At 35.4% G+C, this 13,388-nt stretch carries 13 protein-coding genes and 2 pseudogenes; 9 read left to right on the top strand and 6 right to left on the bottom strand.

What is annotated here, in order from left to right:
• The first annotated feature begins 135 nt into the window (after positions 1 to 135).
• From H6W52_RS21395 to H6W52_RS16870, 7 genes and pseudogenes are all read left to right on the top strand, one after another.
• A complete protein-coding gene (locus tag H6W52_RS21395) occupies positions 136 to 807 on the top strand; it encodes a LuxR C-terminal-related transcriptional regulator (RefSeq protein WP_116099360.1) in 672 nt (223 codons plus the stop codon).
• Between the two features lie 140 nt (positions 808 to 947).
• Positions 948 to 1,238, top strand: a complete 291-nt coding sequence (locus tag H6W52_RS16895; protein ID WP_027388329.1) for an HU family DNA-binding protein — start codon at positions 948 to 950, stop codon at positions 1,236 to 1,238.
• Between the two features lie 366 nt (positions 1,239 to 1,604).
• Complete coding sequence (locus H6W52_RS16890; protein ID WP_116099359.1) at positions 1,605 to 3,164, top strand: ribonuclease E/G; 1,560 nt, start codon at positions 1,605 to 1,607, stop codon at positions 3,162 to 3,164.
• A gap of 80 nt (positions 3,165 to 3,244) precedes the next feature.
• Positions 3,245 to 4,663 carry a T9SS type A sorting domain-containing protein gene (locus tag H6W52_RS16885; RefSeq protein ID WP_116099358.1) on the top strand — a complete coding sequence of 473 codons (1,419 nt, stop codon included), beginning with the start codon at positions 3,245 to 3,247 and terminating at the stop codon, positions 4,661 to 4,663.
• Between the two features lie 98 nt (positions 4,664 to 4,761).
• The gene (locus H6W52_RS16880; protein WP_116099357.1) at positions 4,762 to 5,646 is read left to right on the top strand and encodes a hypothetical protein; all 885 of its coding nucleotides are present in this window, start codon (positions 4,762 to 4,764) and stop codon (positions 5,644 to 5,646) included.
• Positions 5,643 to 6,110: pseudogene (locus H6W52_RS16875) on the top strand (OsmC family protein). Before H6W52_RS16880 ends, H6W52_RS16875 begins: the two are co-directional and overlap by 4 nt.
• A gap of 229 nt (positions 6,111 to 6,339) precedes the next feature.
• Entirely contained in the window at positions 6,340 to 6,987 is a 648-nt protein-coding gene (locus tag H6W52_RS16870) for a response regulator transcription factor (protein ID WP_087712167.1), read from the top strand.
• Positions 6,988 to 7,199: 212 nt separating this feature from the next.
• On the opposite strand, the gene H6W52_RS16865 is transcribed toward H6W52_RS16870, so the two are convergent.
• The 6 genes from H6W52_RS16865 to H6W52_RS16840 form a co-directional block, all read right to left on the bottom strand.
• The gene (locus tag H6W52_RS16865) at positions 7,200 to 8,711 is read right to left on the bottom strand and encodes a carboxypeptidase-like regulatory domain-containing protein (RefSeq protein WP_116099356.1); all 1,512 of its coding nucleotides are present in this window, start codon (positions 8,709 to 8,711) and stop codon (positions 7,200 to 7,202) included.
• Positions 8,712 to 8,721: 10 nt separating this feature from the next.
• Entirely contained in the window at positions 8,722 to 10,086 is a 1,365-nt protein-coding gene (locus H6W52_RS16860; RefSeq protein WP_116099355.1) for a CsgG/HfaB family protein, read from the bottom strand.
• Positions 10,087 to 10,117: 31 nt separating this feature from the next.
• The gene (locus tag H6W52_RS16855; protein WP_087712102.1) at positions 10,118 to 10,525 is read right to left on the bottom strand and encodes a curli production assembly/transport component CsgF; all 408 of its coding nucleotides are present in this window, start codon (positions 10,523 to 10,525) and stop codon (positions 10,118 to 10,120) included.
• A gap of 11 nt (positions 10,526 to 10,536) precedes the next feature.
• A complete protein-coding gene (locus tag H6W52_RS16850; RefSeq protein ID WP_116099382.1) occupies positions 10,537 to 11,268 on the bottom strand; it encodes a CsgE family curli-type amyloid fiber assembly protein in 732 nt (243 codons plus the stop codon).
• Between the two features lie 10 nt (positions 11,269 to 11,278).
• Complete coding sequence (locus H6W52_RS16845) at positions 11,279 to 11,674, bottom strand: hypothetical protein (RefSeq protein ID WP_116099354.1); 396 nt, start codon at positions 11,672 to 11,674, stop codon at positions 11,279 to 11,281.
• A gap of 172 nt (positions 11,675 to 11,846) precedes the next feature.
• Positions 11,847 to 12,665: a hypothetical protein gene (locus tag H6W52_RS16840; RefSeq protein WP_116099353.1), complete on the bottom strand. Its 819-nt coding sequence runs from the start codon at positions 12,663 to 12,665 to the stop codon at positions 11,847 to 11,849.
• 362 nt (positions 12,666 to 13,027) lie between these two features.
• Here H6W52_RS16840 and H6W52_RS21465 point away from each other — a divergent pair.
• Together H6W52_RS21465 and H6W52_RS16835 are read left to right on the top strand one after the other, a co-directional pair.
• A pseudogene (locus H6W52_RS21465) lies at positions 13,028 to 13,084 on the top strand (hypothetical protein); the annotation flags it as partial.
• An 18-nt stretch (positions 13,085 to 13,102) separates the two neighbouring features.
• Positions 13,103 to 13,291 carry a hypothetical protein gene (locus H6W52_RS16835; RefSeq protein ID WP_241277864.1) on the top strand — a complete coding sequence of 63 codons (189 nt, stop codon included), beginning with the start codon at positions 13,103 to 13,105 and terminating at the stop codon, positions 13,289 to 13,291.
• Positions 13,292 to 13,388: the final 97 nt, after the last annotated feature.

The following is a 13,388-nucleotide window of genomic DNA, read 5'->3' as shown; positions in this document are numbered from 1 at the left end:
TTATGCACAAAATTTAAGTTTTTACATTAAATAATTCTATTTTTCGAATTAAATTAAGATTAATTTTCACTTTCAGCATATTTTCCTAATTTAGTGATCTGAATTTTAATTATCACCACCAAATCGATATTAAAAGTGAGCAAAATATTAACCAATACTGTGCGATTTTCTATTGCCGACAGTGATTTTTATTTTAAGAAAATCATGATCAAGACGCTGACAGAAAATCCGTTCTACATGCTTCTGAACGACTGCAACAACGGGCATGAACTGATCAGCAGGAATTACAGAAGGCAGGAAGATGTATTTATTGTAGAGCTTTTTATGCCTGTTCTCAGCGGGCTGGAAGCGATTAAATACATCCGGAAAAGCGATTCTGAAACCCCGATTATTACGTATTCCGGAACTTATCAGGAAGATATGGCGGAGATTCTTTCTAAAATTCCCAACATTTTTTACTGCCAGAAAAAAAGTACGATTATTAAAGAAATCATCAAAGGAAAAATTACCTCAGACAGTTTCGATTATGAAGCGTACACAAAACAGTGGGAACAACAGCCTTTGGCGGTAATGGATTATATGAACCGCCAGAAAAAAAGTCAGGAAGAACTTTCTCCTACAGAAATCCAACTGATGAAATTCTGCTATGAAGGCTTCAGTAACAAAGAGATAGGAGAAAAACTGAATCTCAGCACGAGAACAATCGACACGTACATTAACCGTCTTACGGAAAAGCTCGGATTAAAGACAAAACTTCACCTCATCCGCTTCTGCGTGGAGAATGGTTACTACAATTCCAGTATGTAATGGTGACTTAATATAATATGCTTACAGAATAAATACTAAGTTCTCAACCTCTTATCAAAAAATATTTTACCACTAATTTGCTAATATTCAATTTTTTTAACTAAATTTGCACACCTAAAATTTAAAATTAAAATAAGGAAATGACAAAGGCAGAATTGGTAAACACCATCTCAAATAAGTTGGGAACCGAAAAGAATGAAACACAGAAAGTTGTAGAGGCATTTATGCAAGAAATCAGGACTTCTATGTATAATGGAGATAACGTTTATCTAAGAGGTTTTGGATCTTTTATCATTAAAACAAGAGCAGCAAAAACAGGAAGAAACATCTCTAAGAACACTGCCATTGAAATCCCTGCTCATAACATTCCTGCTTTCAAACCATCAAAATCTTTTGTGGAGAAAGTAAAAACGAAAGTTACAGTAAAATAAGAAATTAACTGAATATTAACTAGTTACTAAAAAATTATAATTATGCCAAGCGGAAAGAAAAGAAAAAGACACAAGGTTGCAACTCATAAGAGAAAGAAAAGAAGAAGAGCGAACAGACATAAGAAGAAATAATCTCTTTTTCTCGGGATTTACAATATAAAGATATAGTTGGTGATTTTAAATTTTAAAGCCTCACCGACTATATTTTGTTTTGCAACTATAAGATGTCTAAGGAAAAGAACGTTTTATATTTTATCAAAAAAAAATATCATTCATTCAATTGTTATGCTTAACTTAAGGTTAAAATTTATTTGATGAAAAAAACACTCTTTTCCTACAATCTTAACAATTTTATCTTACAACAAAATGAAGAAAGAACTAATAGTTTCGCATGAGGATGATCTTACAAAGATTGCACTGCTGGAAGACGGAAGACTATGTGAACTTCATGAGCAAGAGGACAAAAGCGATTTTATAGTTGGAGATTTGTTTGTTGGGAAAGTAAAAAAACTGGCACCTAACCTTAATGCAGCTTTCGTAAACATAGGATACGAAAAAGATGCCTTTTTGCATTATCAGGATCTGGGACCACAGTACCTTACGTACAGAAAGTTTTTGCGAGATACGATTTCCAAAAAACAGAATACTTCGAGCTTAAAAAATTTCGAGATACAACCCGAAATAGACAAAAACGGAACAGTAGACAAGGTAATCGCCAAAGACGATCTTGTTCTGCTTCAGATTACCAAAGAACCCATTTCCACCAAAGGACCGAGAATTTCCACTCAGGTTTCTTTAACAGGGCGTTTTTTGGTACTTATTCCTTTCGATAACAAAGTTTCAATTTCCAAGAAAGTAAAAAGTTCTGAAGAAAAAGAGAGACTGAGAACCTTAATCGAAAGCATCAAGCCTGAAGGATTCGGGGTTATCATAAGAACCGTTGCCGAAGGCAAAAAAGTTGCAGACCTGCACAATGATATGAATCAGCTGATTCAGAAGTGGGAAACAACCTTCAAAAATATACAGAAAAATAAAGTTCCGTCCAGAGTTTTAAGCGAAGATGATAAAGCTTCAGCTATTTTAAGAGACAACTTCAACCAGGATTTCGTGAGCATTACCTGCGACGACGAACAGATGGTGGAAGAGATGAAAAACTATCTGGAAGTTATCGCTCCGGAAAGGAAAAACATTGTCCATTTTTACGATTCCCATATTCCTCTTCTGGAATATTACAATGTTGAAAAACAGCTCAAACAAAGCTTTGGAAAACACGTCAATATCCCAAGCTCAAAAGGCGCTTATCTGGTGATAGAACACACAGAAGCACTTCACGTAGTTGACGTAAACTCCGGAAACAACATCACAACCGGAACTGCCGTAAATAAAGAACACGCCTTAAAGGTGAATAAAATGGCAGCAACCGAGATCGCAAGACAACTGCGTCTCCGTGATATGGGTGGAATTATTGTGATCGATTTTATCGACATGCCAAACCCCGAACACAGAAGAGATCTGTACGAACATCTGAAGGAAGAGATGAAGCGTGATAAAGCCCGCCATAAAATCCTTCCGCCTAGTAAATTCGGGCTCATTCAGATTACCAGACAAAGAAACCGTCCGGAAAAACAGATCGACACCAAAGAAGAAAACCCGAACAAAGACGGAGAAATCGTAGCTCCGATCGTGATCGTGGAAAGAATGGGAGAAACCCTGAGAACCATTATGCAGAAGGAAAAAGGAAAACTTTATCTGCATGTACATCCGTTTGTGGAAGCTTACCTTACGAAAGGAATTAAGAGCATCCAGATGAAATGGTTTATGAAATACAAAAAGTGGGTAACCGTTATTCCAAGGGATTCTTTTAAATATTTAGAATACAGAATTTACAATTCCAATAAAGAAGAATTGATAGGATATTCTAATTGATACAAAATTTTAAACCTCTGGAAAACCAGAGGTTTTTTTATATATTTGTATCAGATTACACAAAAGAATTTTAAACACAAATGAGAAAACTATTATTTCTTGTGCTGCTTACTGTAGTACATCTTACTTTTGCACAGATTATTTCCAAAGATCTTTCTTTTGGTTCAAACGGAATATCCGATGTTGCCAATTACAGCTATTCATGGACTATGACTCAAGATTCCAATGGCAGTATTTACTCATCTTATTCTGTGCCGAATGGTAACGAAACCTTTGTATATAAGCTTACAAATAATGGAATTCTGGATTCGAATTTTGGAAACAATGGAAAAATTCAGTTATCTTATTACACTTATCAATGTCAATCCAAAATGCAACCTGATGGAAAACTTGTAATTTTTGGTTACGGTAATGTGAGTGGTGGAATTTCCGGTTCTGCCAATGTAGGAATTGTATACAGAATACTTCCAAGCGGACAACTAGATACCACTTTCGGAACTAATGGAGTCTCTATTATATCTAATGATTTTAACAGTGATACCAATGGTCGTTCTTTAGGACTACTCCTACAAAATGGAAAAATACTCGTTTATAATTCTACTGCTATCTACAGGCTTAATGCTAACGGAAGTATGGATACCTCATTCGGAGTTAATGGTTCCGTAGCAATTCAGGGAAACTTTTACTATGGCGCGTTTGTACTACTAGATAATCAATCTAATATTATTTGTCTTACTAAAATCAACTCACCCTACAGTAATAGCATCATTGAAAAATTCAATCCGAATGGACAGCCGCTAATGAACTTTGGAAATAATGGTGTTTTACAGTCTAATTTAGATTTTGCTCCTTTTAGTACAGCAATTATAGACAGCAATAATAAGATTGTTATTTCAAAATCAAATCCTGCCGGTAATGAAGTTTTTAGACTTAACCCTGATGGAACTCTTGATACCACATTTAATTGTGCTTTATCTGCAATACATCCCACTGCTTTAGCAAAAAGCATTATTGAAAAAGATGGACATTATTACATTGGAGGAAACCAATCTTCTCATCCATATATTCCTTACGGATCAGATGAATCTCCTGTTTTTTTCACAGAACTCACTCAAAGCGGTTCAATAGCTTCTGATTTTGGTTATTATGCGGACAGCTCTTTTGCTAGTGTTGAAGAAATAATAGTCAACAACAATAATATTATTTCAAATGTCGGCGGAAGTATTGTAAAATATTTATTTAATACGACTACATTATCAACTCTAAATATTACAAAAGCTGAGAATGATATTTCTTTTGAGAATCCTGTAACACTAAATTTAGTTTATAAATCGAAAGAAAAAATAGGCAAAATAGACATTTATTCTATCGATGGAGAGCTTCTAAAGATCGTTAGAGAAAACAATTCTAATGTTTCCGAGCTTCAAAAGGGTATTTATATTGCAAAAACCACTTTTGAAAATGGAAAAATTTTAACAAAAAAACTTATCAAAAATTAATTTTAACGCATAAAATTTAAAATCTCCGTATTTTTACGGAGATTTTTTATGGTCTGATTTTCATAATTTTACACGCTTATTATAAAAACTAATACCTAATGAGAAGCATTTTCTCTTTACTCTTACTACAGTGTTCATTTTTTGCCTTTGGGCAGAAGGAAGATTCTGTTGCATATGAAATAATAAGGCAAACTGAAGATGACTTTATAGAAAATATAGAGAGTGGGAAACAGGATTCAGCTAATGAAAAATTTAAACATTTATTTGAGCAATATGATACGTTTCTATTAAAATTTCCTGTATCAGACTACACATTTAGTATTTTGGGAGGTAAAGCTTCTGCTCAATATACATTGAAAAATTACGATCAGGCAAAAAAATCTTATGTGGAACTTTTAAATTATTTTGAACAAAACAAAAACTTAAAAGATCCTTTTTTAAGAATACCCTACAGTGAAGATCGTCAGTTTTTGTATGAACTCTACAAAAAGCTCGCTCATCTTGAGATGATTCAAAAAAATTACAGGGAAGCCATACAATATCTTAATTTAGCCCAAAATAACCCGGTAAGAATATCTTGCGGAAATGGGCTATTTTCAGAAATCGCTTATATTGCATATCTCTATTCTGAATGCTATTCAAATCTTCACGATGATGAAAAAATCTGTGACATCCTGATTCCGGTAGCTGCTATTCCAATGGTACATGAAAATTCTCCTACTGTTACAAAACTGTATGAAATTCTTTCCAAAAAATATACAAAAGATGAGCTTAGAAAATTTTTTAAAAAATCTTTTAAAACGCTTTACTCCAAGCAAGGCGTTATAAATACTATAGAAAATACTATATATTACGTCAAATTCATGGATAGAGATGTAATTTTATACGATATAAATTTTAAAAATTTATCTAAAAGTGAAACAAGGAAAAAACTTAATAAAATTTTACATTTTTCAAAGTTTTACGCACTATTATCAAAATGAAAAATCACCAATACAAAATAACCGTTCGCTGAACCGGAAATAAAGGAAAAGGAACCAGTTCTTACAGAGAATATGAAAGAAGTCATGAAATTTCCGGAGAAAATAAAATGATAATCGAAGCTTCATCCGATCCGGCATTTCGTGGTGACAAGACAAAATATAATCCCGAAGAAATGCTTCTCTCCTCAATTTCCTCATGCCATATGCTTTGGTATCTTCACTTTTGTTCGGAAGCGGGAGTTGTAGTGACGGATTATAACGATTTTCCTACAGGTATAATGACAGAACTGGCAAACGGAAGCGGACATTTTACGGAAATAATTCTTCATCCTGAAGTTACGGTTTCGGAAGAGTCTATGATTGAAAAAGCAACAGAACTTCATCAAAAAGCAAATGAATTCTGCTTCATCGCCAATTCTGTAAATTTTCCGATAAAACATATCCCAAAAGTGTTAGTTAAATAATTTTTCAAATTAAAACAGACCCTTGAGAAGCATGATAAATAAAGGCATTTATAATCAATAACTCTAAAAATAGCCCTTAAAAATCAAACCAAAGGGAATTATTTATCAAATAATCATAAATAACTGTATTATTTTAACAATTTAATCGATTTAATTAGATATTTTTTGATTATATTTATATAAATATTAAGTTTTTTTCTTATTTTTATATAAACTAAAACTAATCATGATGAGACCAAGATTAACCATCTTCGACGAGCCTCTGTTGTATACGGAAGGGCTCTCAAAACTTCTCGAACAAAGTGGAATTTTCACAACAATTGATATTTGCAACTGCCCGGAAGCATTAAAAATACTTTTGAAGGACGATCCGCCGGAATTTCTCATGATCAGTGCCAATATGCTGATTTTTACGGAACTGTATAAATCTGTGGAAAATATTACCACCGAAAATAAAGCGATTAAGATTATTATTATAGGAAACGATTATGACGTGATCGATATCCGAAAATTATTCAACAAAGGCATCAAAAGCTATCTGGATAAAAACAGCAGCTACGATGAATTTATAAAATCTATAGAAGCACTTCTGTCCAATGAAATCTACGTCTGCAATCATGCAAAAGACAGAATGATTAACTTCATCAGCAATGAGCAGGACACGGGCAAAAACCAAATAAAAGATCCGTTAACGAGGCGCGAAATGGAAATCCTGAAGCTTATCTGCGACGGACTCAGCAGCAAAGACATCTCTGAAAAACTTTTCATAAGTATAAACACGGTAGAAACACACAGAAAAAGAATTCTTCTTAAACTGAATGTAAAAAATTCGGTAGGAGTTGTAAAATATGCATTGGAAAATCATATTATAGATTAAACAGCAGCTCCAATTTTTCATTAAAAAAAATTCCAAACTTACGGGTTTGGAATTTCCTTTTAAGAACCATGAAAAAATCAAAAAAATGTTATCTCTTAAAAAAAGTGAACAGCCAATTTTGCGACACAGACAAATGGTAATTAAGGACTGACAGCTAACCATTCTGTACCTGTGAATTCATTGGCTATTCACAAAAAGTAACCTCATCAATATCATTCATAATCCGGCATTTCCGCGTTACTGAAAAGAACAGCTCTAGTGAGATCCGTCATCGAGCTGTTCAGATCAATAACCATAACATTCCGTTGGGAGATGTTATCATTAGAAGTATTCATGAAAATTACCTGAGCATTGTTCGGCGAAAATCTGGGATCAAGGTCATTAGTTCCCATCATCTTATCGCTTTCTGCCGAAATATCGTGGTTTGTGTTTGTTGTGAGATTATAGACAAAAACATGGGAATCCAATTGTCTGTAATTTCCGGAAGTATCCTGATATCCTGAAATATCCCGAGAGTAAAGCAGCATTTGCCCATCTACAGAAAAATTCAGTCCGCCACTGGCTCCGGAAATTCCTGTGAGAACGGTTTTAAGAACATTTCCCAGCATATCAATCACATAAATTTTTGAATTGTAACCGCTGTAATCATTTGTTTTTAAAGCAATTTTAGATCCGTCGTAGCTCCAGTCGCATTCGGAAATCATGCTGCCATCGGGTGTGGTGTACACGAGACTGAGACCACTTCCGTCTTTATTAATCCTGTATAATTTATTAAAATTTGGATATAAAAGTTCCTGCCCGTTTGTACTCCAGGAAAAATCCAGCTCATCATTCCTGAAACCTGCAACCGGAACCGTAGTCACTTTAAAAAGATTGGAACCGTCGGGATTTGCAGTGTAAATATGATTACTGCCGCCTTCTGTTCTTAAAAAAGCAACCAGCCCAGAATTATTGTTTTTTCTAGGACGCCAACTGTTGAAAGAAGAACTGGTAAACTGAAAATTCGTTCCTGAGACATCACTGGAAACGATCACAAGATTCCCGTTGAGTTTTTTAACATAATGATATCTGTTCGTCGGAACTGTACTGGTGGTAAATTTTCCGATGGCACTCATCACCGGAGGATGGATTCCGTCTGAAACAGAAACCTGCCAGAAATAGCTTACTCCGTAATTAAGATTGGAAAGCGTGTAATGTTTTACCGTTAAATCATTTACCTGAACAACATTTGTATTGATATTATTTTTAATTGTTAAACTGTATTTAAGTTCATCTTTGGTATCCGGATCGCTTGCGTTCCATGTAAGTTCTACACTTAAAGGCTGGCTTACCGCATTATCAACAGGACTGAGTAATACCGGAGCTGTGGGAGGAGAATTTAAAGATTTGTCGTCATCCATTTCAAAAACCACACTTACCGCCTGATCATTGGTCTGGATATTAACTGCCTGATAATTGGTAACGTAGCCGGTAAGCTCTGCTTTTACAGAATAATTTCCGATAGGCATTCCTGTAATTTCAAAAGATCCGTCTGCTCCGGAAAATACAGTCTGTGTACTGGGAGAAGTAAAAATTTTCACATTGGCAATCGGGGCATTGGTTCCCCTTTTTACTACTTTTCCTTTCAGCGTTCCTGTCTGTGCCTGATCTACAAGCTCTTCATTGCAGGAAAAAAGAAGTAAGGAAAGAAGAAAGATGCTGAATATTTTAAATATTGTTTTCATAGTTCAGGGTTTATTGGTTACCGATATAAAAATTAAGTCCCAGCGAAAATCTCAGCGCCTGATCTTTTCTTTGGCCGTTAATAAGACCTTCCCATTTGTCTTTGAAACCCAGATCGTACTGAGAAGATGCTCTTAAGCCTACATTTTTAGCAAAAATATACTCGAAGCCGCCGCCAAACTGTGCTTTGTACTGAGGTTTGATCTCAGAATACATCACTCCTGCCCCACCGTAAATGTAGGGTGTGAATTTATATTTCGGGAAAAGCAGATATTCGATGTTAATTTCGGGAACAATGAAAGTTCTTTTTACGATGTTTTCATTTTCTAATGTAAATACGTTTGAATTGAATTCAAGATTGAAATTCGGATTCATGAAATATTTAAAGCCCAGTTTTCCGCCAATATTCATTTTGGGATTTACGTAATCGTCTTTAATTTTTTGTGCTTCAACATTTCCGAAAACGGCAAAATTCTTTCGGTAATTGCCCTGAAATTTATTTCCAATTACTCTGTTTACATTCTTTTGTTCTTCTCTATCGTATTCATCAACAATCGCCTGATAATTATCGATATTATCTACCGATTTCCCCCATATTTTATCTTTAATTCCTTCCACAATTAATCCTTTTACGGCTTTTTCAATCGCTTCTGTAACGGCAAGCTGAACAGGCTCGTTCTGAGTAAGCCCCACTTCAGCTTCCAGCAATCTTTCGGTATCGATATATCTGAAAAAACTTCCGTTAACGCTCGTGGAAAGAATGGTTTTTGAAGTATAGACGGTTTTAAGAATTTCGCCATTTAATGTGGAAACAGCACGAAGATAAATGGTAATCCTGTCCTGTCTGTACTGTGTAGAAGCTCCGATTCCGAAGTATCGTGCACCCAATCCGCCCGTCATAATATTGCTGTCATAGGAAATAACGCCGCCTTCGAGTAAAATTCCGGCGTATAAGAGCGGAGGTAATGCCTGACTGTTTTTATCGGCATCTTTAAGGTATTCCTGCCTTGTGGAACGGATGATCTGCCTTTCGTTTAAAAGATTGGCAATATTTTCTCTTTCAATCGGGATAAACCATTTGCTGTCTTCTAATGCTTTAATTAAAATGGTTGTGGTTCCCTGCGGAACGGCTGTACTCCAGTTATTTCCGTTTTCTGCAGGTTTGTACTGCCCTGTCTGATCCCGGAATTTGTATACTCCGATCACGATTTTTTCCTTGGGCAAGGGTAAATTTTTAAGTTCTGTGGTATACGATGTGTTTTCGCCAAGCGTAGACTTTTCCGGACTGGAGGGCAATCCGAGCAAAGAGCTGCATGCCTGCAGAATGCACAGCATCGTTACCCAGAAAAAAATTCTGGTGTAGGTTGTGGATCTCATGGTCAAAAAAATTAGTAATTGGTAATCTTCTTTATTTTGGTATAACAATCTCGGACTGATCGCCTGTTTTGGTATCCAAAATATTAATCAGCAGTCCCTGAGCGGTAGCGGTAATCTGTAAATACATAGAGCCGAACAGGTAATTTCCCGGCTGAATAGTTTCTTCTCCGAACTGGTCTGCAAATAATTTTCTGGACAGTTCACTCAAAACCTGACGGTTAAGGCTCTGGCTGAAGCTGTCGAGAGAATTAAAATTATCAAGTAAGCTGTTGCTTTTTTTATCATCAAACTGATTTTGAGCGTTTGCTGAGCTCAAAAGCCACTGATAATTAAACGTATCTCCTCCAAAAGCGGGATTAATAGGCTTGTAAACGAGCTGTTGTGCTTTTCCTGAGAAAATTCCCGCAAAAATGCTCAGTAGAATAATAAGAGTTTTCATGACTGATGTTATTAATAGATGAATTCATTCTTTATCAGATTTTTTTTAGCATTAAATTCTTTTATATACTTTAAGGCAGCAACCAATTGCTCTTTCAGGTAATCTTCGCCCGGATTGGTTATAAAACTGTATATAATTTTGTCTTCAATTTCAATATTGATCTGTCCGTTGGTTCCGCGAACAGGAAGTTCTGAGATTTTTACAGCGGCATTCAGTTTATCTTTAATCTGGCTGTAAGTCATGTAAAACATATCATAGAAGTCCTTCCCTACTTTACTTTTGGTTTCATCAATGGTTAAACCTTTTAACTCAAAAAAAACATCTTCTTCTATTCCGGCTATTTTTTTTCTGAATAAATCTCCATTAAGTTCGAGGCTGTCTTTCGCAATAAGTTTCTGTGTTTCTTCATCTTTTACATAAAGAAAAGCTTTTAAAGCATCTTTTTTCTCAAGGTTTACATTTATTTCAGACAAAACCTTTACTTCATTAGGATTGATAGAAAATTTACCGTTTTGCTTGTTGTTAGACAGATTTCCTCCGTTTCCCTTTTTTATTGAAATGAGAAGATAATTGAGTTCTGCATAGATTGGAGTATTATTGGCAACCACTGCTTTGAGTTGAATCTGATCTTCCACAATTCTGCTTTCTATCTTTGCAGTGACTTTTTTATCCTCCTGCCCGAAAGTGGTGTGTGACAGAAGGATAAGAAAAGTACACAAAATAAGGGGAAACCTGTTTTTCATCATCCTATTTTTAATAATTCCTCATGAAGATGGTTTTGTTATCTCCTTTTACGTGGATCTGTAAATTTTCGGATATCCTGTTGCTTCCTGTGATATCAATAATATTGTTATTACCTTGAGTTGTAACTGCAGTTTTTGTTTCTGCTTCCGAAAATGAATTCACAAAGTAAAGCGCATTATAGTCTCCCGACTGTATCACCGCAATATCTGTTTTGGCATTGATGGAAAGCTCTGCATGATTACCATTACCCATCTGAATAATATCCGAGGAAGCCACAAGATCCTGATTCTGTACAGCGATAATGCTGAAAACATTATTGCTGTTAATCCTGTCCCAATCTATCTGTTGAGATTTTACAGATATGAAGAAGAACATTGTAAAGAAAACCCATTTTAGAGTAAACATGATTATTAATTTTGATAAAGTTAGTCTAATATAACTTGCTATAAAACACGTATAATTGGTAATCCGTCAAAATCACTGCTTACAGTTACGTATAAACACGGATTATAAACAACGGCTAAAAAATAAAAAAGGAGAGACTGTCGTCTCTCCCAAACTTCAGATTACAGAAGTACTAATTTGATTGATTAACCATTAAAGAATTATTGTTTCCTATTTGATTTCCTATGTGAATGTGTGCGTCTCCGCTTTGGCTTACCGCCGCCAGATTTCCGTCACCCGTCTGTGTATTCATAGCACTGTTTCCATCACCGATCTGCAGTTGAACCAGCAGGTTGTCGTCTCCTGTCTGGCTTCCCATTGCCATATTATCGTCTCCCACCTGGAAGGCTGCAGCAATGTTGTTATCGCCTGTCTGAATATTTGTCGCACCGTTATCATTACCCTGCTGATATTGCAACAAAGTGTTCTCATCACCTACTTGAGTGGAAGAGGCTTCGTTTCTCTGTCCTAACTGGATCTGGGTAGCAGCATTGCTATTCCCCCACTGGAAAGAGGAAGCATCATTCCTTTCTCCGTCCTGATACTGAACAGCAGTATTCATATTTCCCCACTGTGTAGAAGATGTTTCGTTTCTTGTTCCGAGCTGTGTCTGCTGTGTAGAATTCAGCATACCTATCTGCCAAGTTGTAGCTTCGTTACGATTTCCGGTCTGGCTTGTAAGATTTGAATTTCCGACACCGGTTTGTTCTACGTCTACAGCATTTCGGTTTCCTAAGCTTTCTGCCTCATTGGTGTTTAAAATTCCCACCTGATCAATATCCGCAGTGTTTCTGTTACCATCCTGATTCAATTGATTTACGTTCATCAGACCTGTCTGGTCTACTGTAGCAACGTTCATGTTTCCGTTTTGAGTACTCATATCCATATTTGCCTGTGCAAATGTGAATCCCATGGCCATTAATGTAAATACGCCTGTAACTAAGTTTTTCATATTATAAAAATTAATTGGTTAATAGTAAGACAAAGGTAGACTCTACAGCAACTCCGCGAACCACAATAAAATGGTAAATTTTAAAAATCACTGATTACAGTACGGTTTTATCACCGTTTGCTGTTTTTATTGCATCACGGGTTATGATTAGGGGAAAATACGGGTTGGCTAAATAATAGAGGTTTTATCGTTATTTATTTCTAATATTTTTGGAGAACGAATTTATAAGAACTTTGTTAGAATTCGATTAAATTCAAATGATTCTTAATTTGGATGTTGTATTCTTAGACTATAAAACCAATATTCTGTAAAGATTTATGACATTTCTTTTTTAATATTTCGCAGGAAGATCTTGCTAAAGGATTGAAGTTTCCAGAACCATCATAGAGAACTACGAACGCAATGCAAATACTCCTTCTATTGAAGTGCTGATGAAAATGGCAAGAACCTTTAATGTAACGGTAGATTATTTAATTGGGGAAGGCGAGATTTCTTCTTATGATAAAGAAGTAATGAAGCGCATTGAAGATATCGACAAGCTTGATCCTGAAACTAAAGAACATCTGTTCTTTCTCGTAGATAACATTATCCAAAATTTTAAAACGAAACAGGCGTTCACTAAATAACAAAACCCACCGCAATGCGGGAGGTCACTGAAAAACCTTTCATTTTACGACAGCCTATTTATTTAGGATGAAAAATAAGAGCTTATTACAAGATTTA

Origin of the sequence: Chryseobacterium sp. C2(2020), assembly GCF_014218915.1 — a bacterium.
In the GTDB taxonomy this organism is placed as follows: domain Bacteria; phylum Bacteroidota; class Bacteroidia; order Flavobacteriales; family Weeksellaceae; genus Chryseobacterium; species Chryseobacterium mucoviscidosis.
Note: the sequence above shows the minus strand (reverse complement) of the source record. Positions and strands in the feature narration are given on the sequence as shown.

Excerpts from the sequence above, each read along its gene's own strand:
- H6W52_RS16840 (WP_116099353.1), bottom strand. The coding sequence starts at position 12,665 with ATGAAAAACTTAGTTACAGGCGTATTTACATTAATGGCCATGGGATTC.
- H6W52_RS16895 (WP_027388329.1), top strand. The coding sequence starts at position 948 with ATGACAAAGGCAGAATTGGTAAACACCATCTCAAATAAGTTGGGAACC.
- H6W52_RS16890 (WP_116099359.1), top strand. The coding sequence starts at position 1,605 with ATGAAGAAAGAACTAATAGTTTCGCATGAGGATGATCTTACAAAGATT.
- H6W52_RS16835 (WP_241277864.1), top strand. The coding sequence starts at position 13,103 with ATGGCAAGAACCTTTAATGTAACGGTAGATTATTTAATTGGGGAAGGC.
- H6W52_RS16845 (WP_116099354.1), bottom strand. The coding sequence starts at position 11,674 with ATGTTTACTCTAAAATGGGTTTTCTTTACAATGTTCTTCTTCATATCT.
- H6W52_RS16850 (WP_116099382.1), bottom strand. The coding sequence starts at position 11,268 with ATGAAAAACAGGTTTCCCCTTATTTTGTGTACTTTTCTTATCCTTCTG.
- H6W52_RS16870 (WP_087712167.1), top strand. The coding sequence starts at position 6,340 with ATGAGACCAAGATTAACCATCTTCGACGAGCCTCTGTTGTATACGGAA.
- H6W52_RS16885 (WP_116099358.1), top strand. The coding sequence starts at position 3,245 with ATGAGAAAACTATTATTTCTTGTGCTGCTTACTGTAGTACATCTTACT.
- H6W52_RS16880 (WP_116099357.1), top strand. The coding sequence starts at position 4,762 with ATGAGAAGCATTTTCTCTTTACTCTTACTACAGTGTTCATTTTTTGCC.
- H6W52_RS16860 (WP_116099355.1), bottom strand. The coding sequence starts at position 10,086 with ATGAGATCCACAACCTACACCAGAATTTTTTTCTGGGTAACGATGCTG.
- H6W52_RS16865 (WP_116099356.1), bottom strand. The coding sequence starts at position 8,711 with ATGAAAACAATATTTAAAATATTCAGCATCTTTCTTCTTTCCTTACTT.
- H6W52_RS16855 (WP_087712102.1), bottom strand. The coding sequence starts at position 10,525 with ATGAAAACTCTTATTATTCTACTGAGCATTTTTGCGGGAATTTTCTCA.